We start from the raw sequence: 19,981 nt of genomic DNA, 5'->3' as shown, positions 1-19,981 counted from the left end.
AAGCCGGATTCAGGTAACCATATATGGCAATAGCTTGAGTTTAACAGTACAAAAAGGGCACCTTTGAGGTGCCCTTTTTACGCGCTACGGCTACGCCATCAGATTAACTGGCGAACTCTACCGGAATCTGCTGAATACCAGCCAGCAACCAGCCTGCGCCGTCGGCCTTGTACAGGTTCCAGACTTCTTCGAAACGGAAAGCTTCAGCCTCTTTGGCCTCGCGCAGCATGCCCGAATAGCGCACACTGGCCAGGTGGCCGCCGGATACGGCTTCGATGCCGAGCAGTTCAGCGTTAAGCAGCACAACCTGCGTCACGGACCCTTCAGCGCGTGCCAGGATTTCCGGCTTGACTTCAGCAATCAGGTCGTCAGTCATGAACTCGCGCAGCTTATCGGTATCGCCGCTATCCCATACCGCCTGGATCTCGATGAACTGTGACTTGGCATTCGCCAGGAACGCGGCCGTATCGAAGTCGGCGGGTACGAACCATTTTTCATCTACCGGAGCGGCAGGCACTGGTGCGACCGCAGCGACAGGAGCTGCCGAAACCGGCTGGCTGGCTTCACGCCAGGTGTTCTGAGACTGATTGCTTTCAGGCTGGGCATTCTGGCGATGCAATGGACCATTTCCGGCCTGTTGCATTGCCGGACGGGCAGCACCGCCACGCAATTTGCGCACAATGAAGATGACGCCGAAGATGAGCAAACCAATCAGCAACATGCTGGACATCATTTCCAGGAAGGCGCCCGACAGGCCCATGCTGGAAAGCAATGCGGCAATACCCAGCCCGGCGGCTATGCCGGCAATTGGGCCCAGCCAGCGCGACATGCCGCTTTTAGCAGCAGTGCCCGCGGCAGCTGCGCCAGCAGCAGGCGCCGCCGAGCGAGTCATGTTATTGGCTGCAGGCGGGGTAACCGCTTGACGTTGCTGCGTTACGTTGGACGATTGACGACCGAAGCTTTTGCCCCCGCCCATACGGCGGGCTTCGGCGTCGAATGACACCGAAAGCATGGCGCCAGCCGAGACTACCAGCATGGCAACGGCGAGAAGCCGGGAAAATCGATGAGACATAGATTGCTCCTGTGTTGCGGTGCGCTTGGGGCGCAGCGCCGAAATATAGATTTCGTTTGATGAATTCAGTAGTAGCAAAAAGTAAATTTCTTACTAGAAGCTGAACATTAGCATAATGTAGGACCGTGCTGTTGGAAAAGGTTCAATTATTTACAAGAAATAAACACAGAACCACCAGCCGTTTACAGAGCGGCTGGCGCGGCAAGACCCAGAATTCAGCCGAGATTGACGCCCTCGTGCAGGGCAACCAGGCCAGCGGTGAGATTGAAGTAACGCACGCGGGATAGCCCGGCTTCTTCAAGCATGCCTGCCAATGTAGCCTGATCGGGATGCATGCGGATGGATTCAGCCAAGTAGCGGTAGCTTTCTTCGTCGCCAGCCACTTTCTTGCCTAGCCACGGCAATACGTTAAAGGAATACCAATCGTAAGCCGGCGCCAGAGGCTTGGCCACGCGGGAAAATTCCAGCACCAGCAACTTGCCGCCCGGCTTGAGCACGCGCCGCATTTCGGCGAGCGCCCGGTCTTTATGGGTCATGTTGCGCAAACCGAAAGCCACGCTGACGCGATCGAAATGGCCTGTAGGGAAAGGCAGCTTTTCGGCATCGCAAACTGCGGTGGGAATAATCAGGCCGCTATCGGCCAGGCGATCGCGCCCTACCCTGAGCATGGAATCGTTGATGTCGGTTAGCCAGACTTCGCCCGACGGGCCTGCCCGCTTTGCAAAAGCGCGGGCCAAATCACCTGTGCCGCCGGCGATATCAAGCACTTTCATGCCTGGGCGGATATCGGCACGGCCTATAGTGAACGCTTTCCAGATCCGATGCAGCCCGCCCGACATCAAATCGTTCATGACGTCGTAACGGCTGGCTACCGAATGGAAAACTTCGGCCACCTTGCCCGCCTTTTCGTGTTCGCCGACCGTTTTGAAGCCAAAATGCGTACTGGCTTCCGGCCCGGAAGACTGGGATTGAGGCGTATCGGTTTCTGAAGAGGAAGTACGGGTATTTTGCATGATTTGATAATCGTACAACATTATCCCGCCATTGGATTTGATAAAACCGAAACTCCTGCGGCGTTTAAGTGAAACTTTAAATACATTCTATATTTCGATGAAACTTGAAACTCCTTCGTGGTTTTCACAAACCTGAAATATTTAAGCCATATGATGGGGGCCATGCATATTTCCGAACTACGATCCACCTTTATTAGTGACCAGGCACCATGAGCACCACGATACTTGTTGTAGAAGATGAGCCCGCCATCCAGGAATTAATATCGGTAAACCTGTCTTTCGCCGGTCATAAGGTGCTGCGCGCCTTCGACGCCGAACAGGCCCAGACCTTGATACGCGCCGAACTTCCCGACCTGATACTGCTGGACTGGATGCTTCCTGGCGCCTCGGGCATCACACTGGCCAGAAAGCTGCGCTCCGACGAACGCACCCGCCAGGTTCCCGTCATCATGCTCACAGCCAAAGGCGCTGAGCACGACAAGATTGAAGGCCTGGAAGCCGGCGCCGATGACTACATCACCAAGCCATTCTCGCCAAAAGAGCTAATGGCGCGCATCAAAGCTGTACTGCGGCGGCGCGCGCCCCAACTTACCGATGACCTGATCCAGGTCGGCACATTACAGCTGGATCCTGCCACTCACCGCGTCACCGGCAACGGAATAGCGCTGACTGTCGGCCCGACAGAGTTTCGCCTGCTACACTTTTTCATGACACACACAGAAAGAGTGTTTTCGCGGGCTCAATTGCTTGACCAGGTATGGGGCGACCACGTGTTCGTCGAAGAGCGCACAGTAGATGTGCATATTCGGCGCCTGCGTAAAGCCCTGGAGCCCAGCGGCCACGAAAATCATATTGAAACAGTGCGCGGCGCCGGATACCGATTTACCGCGAATCCACCCAGGTTGGCATAGATTTTTCTGTACCAGCCAGTCCCCGAGCCATCGCCCATAAAACGTTAGAAGCATGATCAAGACTTTAATTTCCATAGGTTTATGGGCAGCATTAGGATGGCTTATCGGCAGCTGGCTGGGCGCCAATATTGGATGGGGGCTGTTTTCTTTCGGCCTGGTCTGCATGATTCTCGTCAGTGGCCTGCAGTTATCGCGCATATCGCGCTGGGTCAAGGATATCGAGTCGCCCCCTCCTCCTTCGCTGGGCCCCTGGGATGAAGTACTGGCCCCCATTTACCGCAAATTGCGCAAGGACAGGGACAACATCGCCATGATGCAGCGGCATGTGGATGGCATCATGCTGGCTGCCGAAGCCTTGCCGGACGGGGCCATTACCCTGAATGAGTCCATGCAACTGACATGGTGCAACCAGACGGCCAGCGAACATATCGGCCTGAACCTGGAGACCGATCGCAACCACAGCATCCTCAATATTCTGCGGGCGCCCGAATTTGCGCGTTATGCAAGGCAACATCAGTGGCCCGGTCCGATATTGCTGCATCTGCAAAACGACAATCAGGAAAAGTCGCTGCTTGTTCAGCTGACACCCTACGGCGTGGGCCAGTTCCTTATCGTGACACGCGACGTCACGCAGGTCGAAAAACTGGAAACCACCCGCAAGGACTTCGTCGCCAACGTATCGCACGAATTGCGCACACCGCTTACGGTGCTGTCGGGCTTCCTGGAAACCCTGCGCGATATGCCGGCTGAATCGCTTAGTGCAGAGCAAAAAGCGCGCTACCAGAACATGATGCTGGAACAGGCCCAGCGCATGCAGGCGATTGTTGCCGACCTGCTGACGCTGTCCACGCTGGAGTCGTCCCCGACGGCCAGCGGCGAACCTGTAGAGATGGCCGATATCATCCATAAGGCGTTGCAGCAAGGACAAATACTGTCCGAAGGCCAACACGTTTTTGTTGAAAACATTGCCCAGGACTTGTGCGTCACCGGCATAGAAACCGAGCTGGCCTCGGCGGTATCCAACCTGCTGACCAATGCCATCCGATACACCCCAAAAGACGGCACGATTACGGTCAGCTGGTACCTGACCGAAAGCGGCCATGCCTGCTATTCGGTGCAAGACACCGGTATAGGCATCGCATCGCAAGATCTTCCGCGCCTGACCGAACGCTTTTACCGGGTCGACCGTGGGCGTTCGCGCGCCACCGGCGGTACCGGTCTGGGACTGGCAATTACCAAGCATGTTGCCATGCGCCACAACGCCGAACTGACCATACACAGCCGCTTCGGTGCAGGCAGCCTGTTCTCGCTGACATTCCCCCCTTCTCGCCTGGCTCGCTAAAGCTGCGCCACTGCCAGATCCGAAACTGGATCTGGCCACTGACATGAATCCCAAGGGCCTTGATTAGGCCCGCAAACCGTTGCATGATGCATAGTCGGGCATCAAGCGCGGCAACTCCGCCCGAATGCCATTAAAATCAACCGTGCAGGCCCACCAGAGCAGGCCTGCGCCCACAGTCGCTGAAACCCGGAGCACTTCATGTCTTTGCAAAACACTATTCCTCCTTTCCACCTTGCCTTCCCCGTGCGCGACCTGACCGAAGCGCGTGCCTTTTATGGCGACCTGCTGGGCTGTCCCGAAGGCCGTTCATCCAATGAATGGGTGGATTTCAATTTCTTCGGCCACCAAATCGTCACCCACCTGTCCCCCGAAGAGTGCGGCAACACCCAAACCAACAACGTCGATGACCATAACGTCCCCGTACGCCACTTCGGCGCAGTGCTCGACATGGGCGTATGGGAAAACCTGGCAAAGAAACTCCAGGATGCCGGCACCAAATTCGTCATCGAGCCCTATGTTCGCTTCAAGGGTGAAGTCGGCGAACAAGCCACCATGTTCTTCCTGGATCCATCGGGCAATGCCTTGGAGTTCAAGGCATTCAAGAACATTGAATCCCTGTTCGCCAAATAAGGCTGTAGCGACACATGCCCTTTCCACAAGACAACGCCTCGTCCTGGAAGATCGTGCCGCAAGGCGACCGCAGCGTAATCGTGGTCTTCGGTGACCAGATCAATGTGGAAATAGGACATCAGTGCGCTACCGCGGCCAATGCACTGCGGGCGGCGAATATCACGGGGGTCAGCGACATTGTCTCGACCTTCAATTCCGTGGCCCTGCACTTTCAGCCTCGCCTGTTCGACGCCGCCATCGGCTTCGAGCGTATGGCGGGCGACATCGACAAGGTATTGGCCAACGCGCTCGTCCAGGGTGCCAACATCGCCGCCTCCCGGCAAATAGACATTCCCGTCTGCTATGGCGGCCAGTATGGGCCCGATCTGGCCCATGTGGCCCAGCACTGCAAACTATCCGAAGCAGACGTCATACGCTTGCACAGCGGAAGCACCGCCTATGTGTTTATGCTGGGCTTCGCCCCTGGCGCGCCCTACATCGGCGTTCACGACCCGAAACTGGCCATAGGCAGGCGCAGCACGCCACGCACCGATGTCCCTGCCGGGTCGGTTGCCATCGCCAATCTACAGACGATGATCTATCCGAACACCTCTCCCGGCGGCTGGCACATCATCGGCGCTACGCCCTTGGTTCTGTTCGACCCCGACCAGGAGCCCGCAACCCTGTTGGCGCCTGGCGACACCGTCAGGTTCGTCCCCATCGACCAGCAAGCATTCCTTGCCGCCAGGCGCGTCCGCACATGAGCATCATCGTTCTCAAGCCAGGCCTGCTGTCCAGCTTCCAGGATCTGGGGCGCTTTGGTTACCAACATCTAGGTGTATCGGCAAGCGGCGCCATGGACTGCCGCGCCCATCGGCTGGCGAACCTGCTGGCAGGCAATCCGGAAGAAGAAGCCACGCTGGAAGTCACGCTGGCGGGACCCACACTGCGCTTTGAAGCACCCGGCTGTATCGCCATCAGCGGTGCACAACTAAGCCCGACGCTCAACCAGAAACCCGTGCCCAACAACCGCCCGCTGGTCGTCCGCGCAGGCGACACCCTGGCTTTCGGCCCGCGCATCGCGGGCTTGCGCGCCTATATCGCCTGGAACGGCGGCATAGACTTGCCGATGGTAATGTCCAGCCGCAGCACGTATTTGCGCGGCGGCTTCGGCGGGTTCAAAGGCCGCGCGCTAAAAAAAGACGACATCCTGACCATGCGTCGCTCGCTTGACGGCCATATGCTGGATGAGCTCGAGCAAGATATCTGGAACATAAAGGTGTATTTGCCGGCTATTCTTGGCCTGGCATCCAGAACCACTATCCGTGCGATGCGCGGCGAGCACACTGCGTTGTTTACCGATGCATCGATCAACGATTTCTTTACCCACAGCTATCGCATCAGCGCGCAGTCCGAACGCATGGGCTACCGCCTTGACGGCGCCCGACTGTCATTGAAAAGCACTACCCAGTTGCTATCGGAAGCCACCAGCTTCGGCAGCATCCAGGTTCCGCAAGACGGAAACCCCATTATCTTGATGGCTGATCGTCAGACCACCGGAGGCTATGCAAAAATCGCACACGCCGCCACGGTCGACTTACCCATCATTGCACAATGCATGCCCGGGGAAACCTTGCGTTTTACCGAGACCACGCTGGCGCAGGCACAACAACTGGACAACCAGCGCGAAGCAGCGTTCAGGCAGCTGCATCAGGCTTTGGCGCCCTTGCGCGCCTTACTCCAGGGCTAGGGCTTCGGCGCGGGTATCGACGACGGTAAGTATGGCAAGAAAGCCGCTAATGTCGAACACTTCGTGAACATGGGGCTGCAAGCTGCACAATACCAACCGGCCTGCCTTTTCTTTCAGGCGTTTAGCCAGCAGCAAAACGACACGCAAACCAGCGCTGGAAATATAGTCGAGACGCCCCATATCCAGCACCCACCGGTGTTCTCCCTGTTCGACCAAAGCCAGGAGCTCGGATTCCAATTCTGCCGCATTGGCGCTATTAATTTGGCCAGCAGTGGAAACGACCAGTATTTTTCCGATTTTTTCGCTAGAGAGACTCATGGGACAACCGTAGAAGAGAAAAAAGGGTGCTTTTAGCAAGCGTTATCAATTAGTATCTAGATAATATGATACGCGACAAAATCGGCACACCATAGGTCTACCGAGCTTTCATCGACTATACATGGCTATCTTTTCAAGAATAAAACTGCCCGCCACGCCTGTCGTGAAAAGGCCGCCCGACCTAGCCTATGCCGCATCGGAAAAACCGCCGGGCATCGCGCTGGGGGGACTGGCATTTCAACATGCTGCGACCGCATTGGCGCTTATCGCCTATGTGCTGGCCACAGCCAAGATATCCGGCCTTGACGGCGACGCCACACGCAGCATGATCACGGCGACCATTATCGGGATGGCGCTGGCCACCTTCTTCCAATCCTGGGGAGGACGGCTGGGATCCGGTACTTTGCTGGTGCATATCCCCGATCCCCTGTTGGTTGTCATTTCAGGCATGGTCGCAGCCGAATACGGGATGGGCGGCATGGTCGTCGTAGGACTGGTCAACGGCGCCATGACGTTAAGCGCCAGCTATCTGGTGCCGCGCTTGCGGGCAGTATTGCCGCCTACCGTTGCCGGCGTGGTGGTCTGTGTAGCAGGGCTGTCGCTTATCGCCCCCGCCCTGACCCACGTGACCGGACTGGACGCGCCTGGCGGTATGCTGCATCCCGGAGACGCGCTAATCGGCGGCGCCACCCTGCTGGTCATCATATCCCTGTCTATCTGGGGGGGCCGACGCGCAAAGCTGTTCGCACTGTTGGCGGGTCTTGCCACCGGGGTCGTGCTGGCGGCCATCCTGGGCCGGCTGCATGGTCTTGATGCGCTGGCCACCACGCCGATATTCGGACTGCCCCGCATCCCCATGCCGGTCTTCGCTGTGGATCCGGGCCTGTTGATTGCCGTTGCAATACTTGCCCTGATGTCGCAACTAGACACCTTCGGCAGCGTCGTTTTGATGCAGAAAATGGACGACAGCGATTGGAAACGGGCAAACATGCGCATGGTGGGCGGCGGCATACGGGCCAACGGCCTGGGCAACCTGCTTGGAGCCTGGCTGGGCGCCTACCCCAGTGTCACGTCATCGGCCAATATTGCACTGAGCCACATCAGCCGCTCCACGTCGCGCTGGATAGGCCTGGTCACCGCCGCCATCCTGGCGCTGTTTGCGTTCCTGCCTCAGGTATCGCTCGCGCTGACGCTGATCCCCACACCCGTCATCGGCGCAGTGGAAATTTATGCGGCTGCCTACCTGGTGGTCTCGGGCATCGAGCTTATCGCTTCGCGCGCCCTGGATTCGCGCGGCATTTTCATGGTCGGCCTGTCTTTTGTGGCGGGCATGGGCATTATGTTCTTACCCGGCATTGCGCAAATGGCACCCGAATCCGCCCAGTTCCTGGCCAAAAACGGGATTATCGTCGCGGGGATCACCGCCATCACCCTGAACCTGTGCTTTCGCCTGGGCACGTCGCAACGCGCCGCGCTCGTCCTTGCTATTGCCAGCGACAGCCCACCCGTTACGCAACAAGTTGTCGATTTTGTGGAAAGCCATGGCGCTACCTGGAGCGCGCGCCGCGATGCTGTGCGTCGGGCAGCGCAAGCCGTCATGGAAGCCGCCGAAGCCATCCAGGCGGGAGGTGTCGATCGCAAAGTTTTCGAGATACGTGGCAGCTTCGATGAATTCAACCTGGATTTCGAACTGCTACATCGCGGGCCGCCGCTCGTATTAGCCGGGAACCCGTCCAAATCGCCGGCTAATCTGCTGGACATAGACGACGACGCTTTCGCCCAGGCCCTGGAAACGGCTATGTCCAGTGTCTCGCACACCTTACTCAGACGGCTGGCCGACAAACTCAGCAGCGGTAAACAAGGCGATTACTCCTACCTCCGGTTACACTTCGACCATTAGCCGCTAACCTTTACATCGATGCCGCCACTTGCCTCCTTGTCGCTGACACCCGGACCAGACGCCTTGCCACGAGCGCTCGCCTGGCTGGAATCGGTCGCGGAGCAACAGCAATGGCACCCGCGCACAGCCTTTAAATTGGGTTTATGCCTGGATGAAGCACTCACCAATATATTGATGTATGGCTTTCAGAATGAACCCAGCCCGGCCAAAGAAGCCCGCATCGCGCTATCGGTAGAGGCCGACGGCGCCTTGCTCGCGCTGGACATCGTCGACAATGGCGCACCCTTTGACCCTACGCAGAGCCAATCGCCGCAACTGGCGACATCGCTTGACGATGCCACGGCAGGCGGGCATGGCCTGCGCCTGATGCGGCATTATCTGCAAGACATTCAATACCGGCGCGGCGATGGACAAAATCATTTGCGCCTGACTGCCGCCCCGGATTCCGGCACCAACTAATTCCATGCAACCACTCCGCCACGGGGCTTGCGCGCATATTGACCGGCAAGCCATCGCTCACAACCTGCAAACCCTCCAGCATAGGATGGGCCTGGAAAAAACAGGCAGGTCCCCACGAATCTGGGCTATTGTGAAAGCCGATGCTTATGGTCATGGTCTGGAACACGCTGTGCCGGCCCTGCAAGCTGCAGACGGCCTGGCCGTATTGTCGGCGTCTGAAGCCTATCGCTGCCGCCAGTTAGGATGGTCCAAACCCATACTCATTATGGGCGACCAACAACTCACCCGCGACGAATTAAGCGACCCCGCGTTGTACCCCTTGCATTGGGTGGTCGAGCATGAAGGGCAAATCAATCAGCTGGAAAGTCTAGCGAGCGTCCTCCAGCCGCACGTATGGCTGCGCTTCACCGGCAACTTGCACCATGCTGGCTTTCAAGCCCACCACTATCGGCCGGCGTATGCAAGGCTGCAAGCCCTGTCGGCTGCGGGGCGATTAGGCGGGATCGGGCACTTTCAGCACTATGCGAACGCCGAAGATCCAGAACAACTGGCTGCCGAGCGGCAATTATTTGCACAACTGACCATCGGCTTGCCCGGCCCGGTCAGCACCGAAAACTCCGCAGCCCTGTTGTTATCTGCGCGGGCTGCTGCAAACACGGACTGGCTACGCGTGGGACTTGCCTTGTATGGCGTCAGCCCACTGCCGGGTTTAGACGGCGCCGCGTTGGGATTAAAGCCTGCCATGGCTTTCCAGGCGCCCATTTATGGCATACAGGAACTGCAAGCCGGCGATAGCGTCGGTTATGGCAGCACTTTCCGAGCCGAACGCCCTTTGCGGATAGGACTGGTGCAATGCGGCTATGCCGACGGCTACCCCCGCGCCGCGACCTTGGGCTGCCCGGTCCATGTTCCGGGCGGCATGGCAGGCATAGTCGGTCGCGTATCCATGGATACGCTAAGCATCAATCTAGACCAGCATCCACATATCGTGCCAGGCCATCAGGTGACCTTGTGGGGGCGCCCCGAACTCCCTGTAGAAAACGTCGCATTAGCGGCCGCAACCATCGCTCCCCAGTTGTTGACAGGCCTTACCGCGCGTGTGCCGCGCGTGGCGCAAACACCAGAAACGCCAGCGTCGCAGCCAGATAAACGCCACCAGTAATTGCCAGGCCCCCAGAAATCCCCACTGAAGCAAACAGGCCTCCCACCATCAATGGCCCCAGCATCTGGCCGAACTTGTCTGCCGCTCGCATAACACTGGTCGCACCGGCCGCACCGTAATCCTGCACCCGATTCAAACCCAGCATATAAGCGGTCTGGGCTCCGCCCGCGAAACAACTGGCCAAGGCAAGTAAAACAACAGCCACAGCGGCCGCCCATATACCGCTGGCGAAATATAAACTGAGCAATCCCACACTGCCTATCACGCCGCCAGCCACGATCCAGCTCTTCTTGCTGCCACTGTGATCAGCCAGCCGGCCCGTGTAAGGCCCTACATAAATCACAAACAGGCCATACAACATCAGAATGCGCCCGACGCTGCCGGCCGTGGCGCCATAAGCCTCCATGTACAAAGGAAGCGCATAAGTCAACAAACCCACCTGCGCAATGGAAAACGGAATGACACAACCCATTAACAACAAACCAAAGTCGCGTGTAAACAGCAATTGCCGCAGCTTGGCCCAAGAGCGCGAAGACGAAGCCGCCGGCACAATGGCTGTAGCGTTGCCTGCCCGGCGGTAAGGCCACATCAACGTCAGTACGCCAATAGCAGGCAAACACAGCAAACCCGCACCAATCAAAAAGACCGAGTCGAACCCTAGCTGCTGCATCAACATCGCGCCTACCGCGGCGCCCGACAAGTGTCCCGCAAACAAACCGGCAATCACCGTGGCCATATTGCGTCCGCGATACGCAGCAGGGCTGCGTGTCACGATAAAGCCCTGCAAGCCCATCCACGTCAGCCCATACCCCAGGCCAACCAACGCTCGCGCCACAATCAGGCCGGTCAGGCTGCCAACGCCGGCGCACGCCAGGTTGCCCAACACCGACACCATCAAGCCGGCCAATACCGGCGTCTGCCATCCCCGCCTGTCAGTCAAACGTCCCGCCAGCAAAGCGGTCAGCAACCCGCAACCCATCTCCACGGCTATCGGCACGGCCATCAACAACTCGGCCCCCGCCCCGCCGCCATCAGGCAACAACGCCCGCGCAAAGATAGGCAGAAAGCTCAGCGGCAATGCCATCGCGAACAAGAAACCGAACATAACAGGCCTTACCACCTGCCCCACGCGCGAAGGGTCGTCCAGGCCGCTGATATCGCCTTCCGCAGTTTGCTGGCGAACCGAAAAAGCCCTGTCCATCAGCAAGGTCAATAGCAGCAGCAACTCGATGGCCGCCACCAGCGCCACCACGACCACCGTGGCCGCGTCCATGATCCGCGCCCTAACCCCTGCAGCGATACTGTCTTTGTCGAGCACTAGCACCAGGCTGGCAAGCACCGGCCCGTCCGGCTTCGCACGCAACGGAAAAGACAACTCATTTCCGGGGTCGTCACTGCGAGTGGCCTGCTGCGCCAATGCACCACGCGCATCGGCCTGCACCAACACCTCGCCCTGGGCATCCTGCAAACGCAACACACTGATCAACGGAAATGATCTTGCGAGTCGCGCCATTGGCCGTTCCACACCGCGCAACCGGTCAGGGGCGATTCCATAACCCAGCACTCGGTTCAGATCGCGCTGCAGACCTTCTCCCAATAGCCGCGCGTTTTCGTGGGTTACACCGACCCAGGTATCGCGAAATGTTTGTATCGTATACGCGGCATATACGCCCTGCGCCAGCAGCAATATCAACAAAGGCGCCGCCATCCTTGCCTTGCCGGCCGCTGCCAATTGATGCAAAGGCAATACATAACGAAAGATCAGCAGCAGCAACAGTGCCGCGCCGGCTGTCGTTACGGCCAGCACGCCCAGGTTATCGGCCAGCAACGCATTCTGCCGCAGCCCTTGCGGCTGCACATCGAGCACCAGCGCCCCGATCAGAGCGCTGTCGTCCTGGTCCAGCGGCAGGGCAAGCTGCAAGGCATCGCCAACTCGGCGCTGCACCGCGCCCGACAAGCGGCCTGTTTTTGATCGCAAGCCTTCAAGCAACGCTTCAGACGGCAACGGCGTACCCATCGCGGCCAGCACGCGACCATCGGCCAGAACCACGCTGGCGCCCCGCATATCGGGAATACGGGCCTGCAAAGCGTCCAGCAATCCGGCCAAGCCGAAGAACTGCGCAAGCGGCTTGCCCAAGTCCATTCCCGTCTGGATATGGTCTGAGGTTTGCCGCGCCATCAATTCCACACGTTCTGCCGTGTTGTCTGCCACCAGGCGATTCAGGGCCGACAGGCTTAACGCGCCTATCAACCCCTGCGCAAGCAGCAACACCAACATGCAAGCCAACAAGATATCGCGCGCTGGCCGCCGCCGCGCCGCCACCTTGTGAACCGTCTGGTTTTTCATAACGCTAACGCCCTGGAAGCCTGGCCCTGCGCCACGGCAGAACTCAACTCGCAATAGTAAATTACAATTCATAGCAAAAGCACGCGTCTCTCGCCGATGTCTGGCGCATTCCCTTGTCCATCAGAGCGTCCGTTTATGCGTTTGACATCCCTGCGCAGCAAAATTTTCTTATTGGTCGGACTCACCCTGTTCATGGGCGCGGTCGTCGTCCTGCTGATCACGCAGCGCGATATGACGCGCACCGTCATCGCCAGCGAAGAACTGGCCGTACACAACGTATTGCACTTGCTTGTCGCTGATAGCGAGGCCCGCTGGGGCGGGCTGCTTACAGACAAAATTTCGACAGTACGCACGGCGCGCGGCCAATTGGTGCAGTTAAGTGCCACCATCAATTCCGTGTTCGCCACCCACGCCCGCCAAGTAGAGAACGGCACGCTGAGCACCGCTGCGGCCCAGCGCCTGGCGCTCGAGTGGATCAACAACTTACCCACTAGTCAACAGCGCTACAGCTTTGTGTTTGACCGCAACCTGATCACCCTGGCCAGCGGCAGGCCAGAAATGCGAGGGCAAAGCCTTGCCGACCTGAAGGACTTCAAAGGGCATGGGCTTGCCGCCACGGCACACCAGGAAGCGCGCACCACAGGCCAAAGCTTTGCCATTTACCGCTGGCCCGCATCCGGCTCGGCCCCCAAGAACGAATTGCGCTACGCCTACTTCGGATACTTCGAGCCCTGGGACTGGGCGTTTGCGATTACCGACGATGCACGCGGTATCGTGACCCAATTCGACCAGCGCCGCAATGAAATGGAAGCGTCAATCAGCGACGTACTAGGATCGCTGCGACTGGCCAAGTCCGGTTTTGCCTTCATCATTAAGGGAGACGACCAGTTGCTGTCGCCCTTGCCGTCAGCACATGCCGGCCTGCTCGATGCACAAGAGACAAGCAGCAAGCAAACGCTGCGCCAACTGCTGCGCCAGACTCCCGCCAATGGCGACATCGGCACGCTGGACTTCCATCCAATACAAGGCAAAGGCGCGTGGCAGATCAGTGCAGTGCAGTTCAAGCCGCTGGGCTGGACCATCGTCGCAGCCGTTCCCGCCAAAGACCTCACCAGCGCCGCCACCGAACTGCGCAATCGACTTGTCTGGGTGTTTTTGGCGGTATTGCTGGTATCGCTGGCCATCGCCTGGGCTTTGTCCGCGCGGCTTACACGGCCTTTGCAACAGCTTAGCGATTTCGCCAGGGCATTGCCGGAACAGGACTTGAGCCGCGCGAGCCCCATTCCCGGACATATCGCGCGCTTGCCCCACAAACAGCCCGACGAAGTGGGACGCCTGGCCGCCACCTTCATTTTCATGGACCAGCAGCTGCGAGAGAAGATCGCCAGCCTGATGCGCGAAACATCCAGCCGGCAGCGCTTTGAAAGCGAACTGAATATCGCCCGCGACATACAAATGGGTCTGTTGCCTATCCCCTTGCCCCGAAACGTGCTGGAAAAGGTCGATCTCTACGCCACCATGATTCCCGCCAAAGAGGTGGGCGGCGATCTCTATGACTACTTCCTCTTGCCTGACGGCAGGCTGTGCTTTGCCATCGGCGATGTGTCGGACAAGGGCGTACCCGCCGCCCTTTTCATGGCCGTCACACGCACCCTGATCCGAGCTTCGGCCGAGGACGAAACCGACCCCGCCCGGTTAATGGAGCGCGTCAATAACCGTCTCTCCGAAAACAATCCCAACGTGATGTTCGTCACGCTGGTGCTGGGTGTACTGGATTTGGCAACCGGGGACTTGGACTGGGCCAACGGCGGCCACCCTCCTCTTTGCATTGTGCAAACCGATGGCAGCCTGCGCCTGCTTGAAGGGCGCAGCGGCCCGGCCTGCGGCGTACAGGAAGACCTGCCTTACAAGTCATTCTCGACGCGGCTGGCCCCAGGCGAAATCCTGCTGGGTTATACGGATGGCATCACAGAAGCCGTGGGGCCCGACGGCAGCCTGTACGGCGAACCGCGATTGTTCGCACGGCTGGCGGGTTTGCAACAGGCCTCCAGCCAGACACTGACCACTACTTTGCTGCAAGACGTCCATGAATTCGTCCAGCAAACAGAACAGTCCGACGACATTACCCTGATCGCCGCCAAAAGGGCTACGCCATGATCCGACACCTTGCACCTGTATTATTGGCCGCCGCCAGCCTGCTTGCCCCTGCGCTATCCCAAGCCCAGGCGGATCCCGGTTCATCATCGCCGCCTACGCAAGTGTTTCCCACTACACCGATCAGCAAGCCCGGCGGTGCAAAATGGCGCATAGCCTATGTGGAAAGCGGCGACTATGCCGACTATCCGCTTACGCTGGGGGAAATCGCCGACGGCTTGCAAAGCCTGGGTTGGCTGCGCTTCACCTCCGAGCGACCGGAAGGTCTCGCTGGCCGCGAGCTATGGAACTGGCTGGCGGCAAATACTGAAAGCGCCCAACTGCAGTTCAAGGCCGACGCCTATTGGCAGCCCGGAAATTTCGATGCTAGCCAGCGCGAGCCTATGCGCGCCGCGATCGCGCAACGCATCAAGGAAAAGGCGGATATCGACCTGATAATCGCCATGGGCACGTGGGCGGGGCAGGATATGCGTACACTGGGGCCACCTGTTCCAACCATAGTCGGCTCGACCAGCGACCCGGTGGCCGCCGGCATCGCCGATAGCGCACAAGACAGCGGCCGGGATCTGCTGCATGCGCGCGTCGAACCCGAGCGCTATCAGCGCCAACTGCGGCTATTCCACGAGATTGTGCCATTCAAGACCCTGGGCATTGTTTATGAAGACAGTGTTGCAGGGCGCACTTATGCGGGCATAAGTGCCGTCCAACAGGTAAGCCAAGAACTGGGCTTTACGATTACCAGCTGCCATGCCCCTTCCAGCAGCATTTCCGCCGTAGCAGCCAATGCCAACGCCGTGCGGTGCTACCAGAAACTGGCCGACGAACATGTCGATGCTATCTATGTCACCTCACACCGTGGTGTAAACAGCCAGTCCTTGCCAGAAATCGCGCAAGCCCTCAAACAGGCCAAAATACCCAGTTTTTCAATGGCGGGCTCCAAAGAAGTCGAACTAGGCATACTGCTGAGCCTGGCGCGTGCGGACATTTCTTATGTGGGGCTGTTCCATGCCGAAACCATGGCCCGTATCTTCAACGGCGCAAAGCCGCGCCAGCTTAGCCAGATATGGATAGATCCACCAAAAATCGCCCTGAATCTATCCACTGCGCGCATCATCGGGTTCGATCCACCCGTTGATATCTTGCTTGCCGCCGACGAGGTCTACGAAGGCAAATAGCCTCTTGTACTTTGGCCGGCAGACTATAGGCCGCCGAACCTGTCCGGGTGCAGCACGGCATGTTCCGGCAACAGTCGTGCGAGGCGATCCTCACAAGCGGCGACACGACGCCAGGTTTCCAGCAGGCGATCGGCGCCGCTGCGGCCCGACTGTAAAACATAATGGGCGTACGCCAGGTGCTGCCCGTCTGCCTCGGACAGCCCGGCCTGCGCCACCGCCATCACATCCGCGACAAGAGCCCTGACCCGCTGATCCTCCAGCCCCGACCGCATCGCCGCCTGCCTAAGCACGCCCAACTCATCCCACCCCCAGTCCAGCACCAATTGCCACGCCGCCTGCGCATTGGCCAATAGCCCCAATTGCACAGCCGTAGGCGCCATCACTACGCTGCGCGCCACGGCGCTACCGGCCTCCCGCAGCAAACAAGCATCCGCAAAGCCAGCACCCGGCGCCCTGCCTTCTATGTAACCATCCACACCGCAATCGGCAAACAAAACCTCCAGCCCCCCATCCCGGCGCCAGGCTTCCAGCAATTCAGGTAAAGGCGGCAAGGTTTCCAGGCGATAACGCCAGCGTGCGTCAAGAAACTGGCCGATTTGAGAGTGTTCAAAGTGCAAGGTGTGCGGCACGACCTCGGCCGCCTGGCCGTCGTCGGTGCGTCGCCCCGGCCAACGCTGCGCTTGCAAAAAATCCATCAAGCAAGGATCGCCATCAAGTATGACGGTTGGCGCCGACTTATAGTCATAGCGATGATCCAGCGGCAAACTGCGCGATACCGTTCCCGGCTGAAACATCCATCGAAAATAATCCCCAAGATCCCGGAAGGGGCGCTCGGGATATTCGGCCAGGCGTGCATCCCCCGCAAACCTTGCCGGTCCGAAGACACGCGGCCAGATAGTCAGGCGGTTTTCCTTGAAACCAGTGGGCTTGCCCGATTCCAGCGGACTATTGGCGAATAAAGCGATACTGGCTGCCGCCAGACCCAGCACGATATTCAGCGATTGCGCGGCATGCGCTACCGGCACGGAGGTGTTGACGCCGTTCTGCGCCTTGGCGTCGATACCTTCCCAATGATGCCAGCCCCGGTGCCCCACCAATTCCCGATAAATGGGCCTGGGCACGCAAACACGGGCATACCAGTCAGCATCTCGCGGGCCGTCGGGATGCTGCGCCGCGTTCAACACACAAGCCCGATCTGCCTGCAAGGCATCCAGGCTGTCGGCCAATTCTCGATGCGCCACCGCAGCCAGGCGAGACAGCCCGCCTGGGCCGCCCTCCTGCGGTGCCGTCGCCGTTTCCAGTAGATTAAAGCCGTTATCCAGGCCGCACTCTGCCATCGGCGTTTGCACGCCAACGCAGCGACCCGCCAGCATAACGGGCTGGCAGGCTATACCTCTGTCTTGTTTGATGCGCGCCAAGGCGTCGAAATAACGGGAAACAGGATGACTGGCGCCAGTTTCGGCGTGCGCCACGACCATTTCCATTTCCAGGCCGAGTCGTGGCTGACCGGCGCAAGCGATCCCGGCACCGCCCGATGCACCGGCATGGTCTGAAGGTTTACAAGAAGAGCTGGTAAGCCGGGTTATCGGATTCATTCCAATACGGATAGCCCAAGCCATCCAGGAAAGCTTTGAATTCCTTTTTATCGGCTGGCGGCACCTGTATGCCGACCAGAATACGGCCATAATCATCGCCCTGATTGCGATAGTGGAACAGGCTGATATTCCAATCGGGGCTCATTGCACCCAGGAACTTTATCAACGCTCCCGGACGCTCGGGGAACTCAAAGCGAAACAACATTTCGTGTTCGGCCAGCGCCGAACGCCCGCCGACCATATAACGCAAATGCGTCTTGGCCATTTCATTGCCGGTCAGATCCAGCGTAGGAAAGCCCTTTTTACGGAAACTGTTGGCCAGTTTCTCAGGCTCCGCCGCGGAGTTGATTTGCAAGCCCACAAACACATGGGCCTGCTCGGCATCCGAGATGCGGTAATTGAACTCAGTAACGCTGCGATTGCCCACGGCCTCGCAAAGCCGCAAAAAACTGCCTCTTTTTTCCGGTAATGTCAGCGCGAATACCGCCTCGCGTGCTTCCCCGACATCAGCGCGTTCAGCAACAAATCGCAAACGATCGAAATTCATGTTGGCGCCGCTGGTAATCGCGACAATCGTCTTGCCCTTCCACTTGTGCTCAGCGGCGTAGCGCTTGGCCCCGGCCAGGGCTAAAGCACCTGCGGGTTCCAGCACGCTGCGGGTATCCTGGAATACATCCTTGATACCAGCACAAATCGCGTCGGTGTCGACCAGTACGAAATCATCGACATACTCTTTGGCCAGCCTAAAGGTTTCCGACCCAACCTGCTTGACCGCCGTGCCGTCGGAAAACAGACCCACATCACTTAGCGTAAGACGCCTGCCGGCCTTGACGCTGCGTGCCATAGCGTCAGAGTCGACAGTTTGCACCCCGATAATCTTGATTTCAGGCCGCAACTGCTTGACATAAGCTGCCACCCCGGCAATCAGGCCACCACCGCCGATCGCCACGAAAATAGCATCTATCGGCCCAGTATGCTGCCTTAAAATTTCCATCGCTACCGTGCCCTGCCCGGCGATCACATCGGGATCGTCAAAGGGATGAACGAATGTCAGCTTCTCTTTTTTTTCCAATTTTTTGGCGTGGTCGTAGGCATCGGTAAAGCTATCGCCCACCAAGACGACTTCCCCGCCCAGTTCGCGCACGGCCTGGATTTTCACCTGGGGCGAGGTAACCGGCATGACAATCACTGCCCGGCAACCCATGCGTTTGGCCGAAAGCGCTACGCCCTGCGCATGATTGCCCGCCGACGCCGCGATCACGCCGCGCTTCAAGTCGGCGGGGCTTAGATTGGCCATTTTGTTATACGCTCCGCGCAGCTTGAAGCTGAACACCGCTTGCGTATCTTCGCGTTTCAACAGAACCTTGTTATTAATTCGAGCCGAAATCTGAGGGGCAAAATCTAGGGCGGACTCGATTGCAACGTCGTATACCTTCGAGTTGAGGATACGTTTGAGATAGTCTGTTGACATGGGAAGATGAGGGGTAGCTTGAGTAAACGAACAGAATACCATAGCAGTTACAGGTCGTAAGCGCCAACGGCACTGCGCATTTCAGGGATACACTAGCGCGCTATGGAAGCATGGATGCACTCGTCGATACACTGGCTACTTCTAACCCTGGCGTTGCCGCGCATAGGGTTAAGCGCTATTTTCGTCGTCAGTCTGGTGTCGGCGACCATATTGCCGCTGGGCTCCGAGCCCGCCGTCTTTGGCTTCATAAAAATTGCTCCTCATATGTTCTGGCCCGCTGTCCTGGTAGCGACGCTGGGCAATACGCTGGGCGGCGTTATTAGCTACTTCATGGGGCTGGGTGCTGAAAAGGCGTACGAGAACTGGCGCGAGAAGCATCCTGAAAAGCATCATAAGAAGGCTGGTGGCCGCTGGCATGACTATGTCAGTTATTGGCTGCATCGTCTGGGCCCTTCCGCGCTGTTCTTTTCGTGGGTTCCGGTAATTGGTGATCCGTTGTGCGTGGTGGCGGGGTGGCTGCGGTTGTCGTTCTGGCCTAGTGTTTTTTATATGGCTATAGGGAAGTTTTTGCGGTATGCGGTGATGACCGGGGCTTTGCTTTGGTTTTTTCCGGCGGGTTCTTAAGGGCGGTTTGGTCGTTTTTTACATCTCGCTTTTTTGCCCGCTTTCACTGATCTCCGCTTATTTCCATTGATTGCACTCT

At 58.4% G+C, this 19,981-nt stretch carries 17 protein-coding genes; 11 read left to right on the top strand and 6 right to left on the bottom strand.

What is annotated here, in order from left to right; translation table 11 throughout:
- Nucleotides 1-103: 103 nt before the first annotated feature.
- Both ABWO67_RS09115 and ubiE read right to left on the bottom strand, forming a co-directional pair.
- On the bottom strand, nt 104-1,072 hold the full coding sequence (locus ABWO67_RS09115) for a Tim44 domain-containing protein (RefSeq protein ID WP_353150637.1): 969 nt from the start codon (nt 1,070-1,072) through the stop codon (nt 104-106).
- A gap of 215 nt (nt 1,073-1,287) precedes the next feature.
- Complete coding sequence (gene ubiE / locus ABWO67_RS09110; RefSeq protein WP_353150634.1) at nt 1,288-2,085, bottom strand: bifunctional demethylmenaquinone methyltransferase/2-methoxy-6-polyprenyl-1,4-benzoquinol methylase UbiE; 798 nt, start codon at nt 2,083-2,085, stop codon at nt 1,288-1,290.
- A gap of 209 nt (nt 2,086-2,294) precedes the next feature.
- Here ubiE and phoB point away from each other — a divergent pair, with 209 nt between their 5' ends.
- The 5 genes from phoB to ABWO67_RS09085 all read left to right on the top strand — a co-directional run bounded on the left by phoB (nt 2,295) and on the right by ABWO67_RS09085 (nt 6,697).
- Nucleotides 2,295-2,996, top strand: coding sequence for a phosphate regulon transcriptional regulator PhoB (gene phoB / locus ABWO67_RS09105; protein WP_353150632.1), 702 nt, complete (start codon nt 2,295-2,297; stop codon nt 2,994-2,996).
- A 52-nt stretch (nt 2,997-3,048) separates the two neighbouring features.
- Entirely contained in the window at nt 3,049-4,338 is a 1,290-nt protein-coding gene (phoR, locus tag ABWO67_RS09100; RefSeq protein WP_353150629.1) for a phosphate regulon sensor histidine kinase PhoR, read from the top strand.
- 198 nt (nt 4,339-4,536) lie between these two features.
- Entirely contained in the window at nt 4,537-4,968 is a 432-nt protein-coding gene (locus ABWO67_RS09095) for a VOC family protein (protein WP_353150627.1), read from the top strand.
- A gap of 14 nt (nt 4,969-4,982) precedes the next feature.
- The gene (pxpB, locus tag ABWO67_RS09090) at nt 4,983-5,711 is read left to right on the top strand and encodes a 5-oxoprolinase subunit PxpB (protein WP_353150625.1); all 729 of its coding nucleotides are present in this window, start codon (nt 4,983-4,985) and stop codon (nt 5,709-5,711) included.
- The gene (locus ABWO67_RS09085) at nt 5,708-6,697 is read left to right on the top strand and encodes a 5-oxoprolinase subunit C family protein (protein ID WP_353150622.1); all 990 of its coding nucleotides are present in this window, start codon (nt 5,708-5,710) and stop codon (nt 6,695-6,697) included. The genes pxpB and ABWO67_RS09085 overlap by 4 nt, the downstream gene beginning before the upstream one ends.
- Here ABWO67_RS09085 and ABWO67_RS09080 read toward each other — a convergent pair.
- Nucleotides 6,683-7,015: an STAS domain-containing protein gene (locus ABWO67_RS09080; RefSeq protein WP_353150620.1), complete on the bottom strand. Its 333-nt coding sequence runs from the start codon at nt 7,013-7,015 to the stop codon at nt 6,683-6,685. The genes ABWO67_RS09085 and ABWO67_RS09080 overlap by 15 nt on opposite strands.
- A gap of 121 nt (nt 7,016-7,136) precedes the next feature.
- Between ABWO67_RS09080 and ABWO67_RS09075 the strand changes: the two genes are divergently transcribed.
- Genes ABWO67_RS09075 through alr form a run of 3 tightly spaced genes read left to right on the top strand, consistent with a single transcriptional unit; the run spans nt 7,137 to nt 10,536 of the window.
- Nucleotides 7,137-8,915 (top strand): uracil-xanthine permease family protein, encoded by a 1,779-nt coding sequence (locus ABWO67_RS09075; protein WP_353150618.1) that lies wholly within the window; start codon nt 7,137-7,139, stop codon nt 8,913-8,915.
- Nucleotides 8,916-8,933: 18 nt separating this feature from the next.
- Nucleotides 8,934-9,374: an ATP-binding protein gene (locus ABWO67_RS09070; RefSeq protein WP_353150616.1), complete on the top strand. Its 441-nt coding sequence runs from the start codon at nt 8,934-8,936 to the stop codon at nt 9,372-9,374.
- A 4-nt stretch (nt 9,375-9,378) separates the two neighbouring features.
- The gene (gene alr / locus ABWO67_RS09065; protein WP_353150614.1) at nt 9,379-10,536 is read left to right on the top strand and encodes an alanine racemase; all 1,158 of its coding nucleotides are present in this window, start codon (nt 9,379-9,381) and stop codon (nt 10,534-10,536) included.
- Here alr and ABWO67_RS09060 read toward each other — a convergent pair.
- Nucleotides 10,463-12,883: an MFS transporter gene (locus tag ABWO67_RS09060; RefSeq protein ID WP_353150613.1), complete on the bottom strand. Its 2,421-nt coding sequence runs from the start codon at nt 12,881-12,883 to the stop codon at nt 10,463-10,465. The two genes, alr and ABWO67_RS09060, sit on opposite strands and share 74 nt — an antisense overlap.
- Nucleotides 12,884-13,018: 135 nt before the next feature.
- Between ABWO67_RS09060 and ABWO67_RS09055 the strand changes: the two genes are divergently transcribed.
- Together ABWO67_RS09055 and ABWO67_RS09050 are read left to right on the top strand one after the other, a co-directional pair.
- The gene (locus ABWO67_RS09055; RefSeq protein WP_353150610.1) at nt 13,019-15,040 is read left to right on the top strand and encodes a SpoIIE family protein phosphatase; all 2,022 of its coding nucleotides are present in this window, start codon (nt 13,019-13,021) and stop codon (nt 15,038-15,040) included.
- Nucleotides 15,037-16,212 carry an ABC transporter substrate-binding protein gene (locus tag ABWO67_RS09050; RefSeq protein ID WP_353150608.1) on the top strand — a complete coding sequence of 392 codons (1,176 nt, stop codon included), beginning with the start codon at nt 15,037-15,039 and terminating at the stop codon, nt 16,210-16,212. The genes ABWO67_RS09055 and ABWO67_RS09050 overlap by 4 nt, the downstream gene beginning before the upstream one ends.
- Before the next feature lie 23 nt (nt 16,213-16,235).
- Here ABWO67_RS09050 and ABWO67_RS09045 read toward each other — a convergent pair whose 3' ends face one another.
- Together ABWO67_RS09045 and ilvA are read right to left on the bottom strand one after the other, a co-directional pair.
- Nucleotides 16,236-17,696 carry a glutamate-cysteine ligase family protein gene (locus ABWO67_RS09045; protein WP_502929990.1) on the bottom strand — a complete coding sequence of 487 codons (1,461 nt, stop codon included), beginning with the start codon at nt 17,694-17,696 and terminating at the stop codon, nt 16,236-16,238.
- Between the two features lie 73 nt (nt 17,697-17,769).
- Nucleotides 17,770-19,278: a threonine ammonia-lyase, biosynthetic gene (gene ilvA / locus ABWO67_RS09040; RefSeq protein ID WP_353150604.1), complete on the bottom strand. Its 1,509-nt coding sequence runs from the start codon at nt 19,276-19,278 to the stop codon at nt 17,770-17,772.
- 102 nt (nt 19,279-19,380) lie between these two features.
- On the opposite strand from ilvA, the gene ABWO67_RS09035 reads away from it, so the two are divergent.
- A complete protein-coding gene (locus ABWO67_RS09035; protein ID WP_353150601.1) occupies nt 19,381-19,902 on the top strand; it encodes a YqaA family protein in 522 nt (173 codons plus the stop codon).
- The last annotated feature ends 79 nt before the right edge of the window (nt 19,903-19,981 follow it).

Origin of the sequence: Pollutimonas bauzanensis (assembly GCF_040393045.1) — a bacterium.
GTDB lineage: Bacteria > Pseudomonadota > Gammaproteobacteria > Burkholderiales > Burkholderiaceae_B > Pollutimonas > Pollutimonas bauzanensis_A.
The sequence above is the reverse complement of the archived record's forward strand: the minus strand, read 5'-3'. Positions and strand labels throughout refer to the sequence as shown.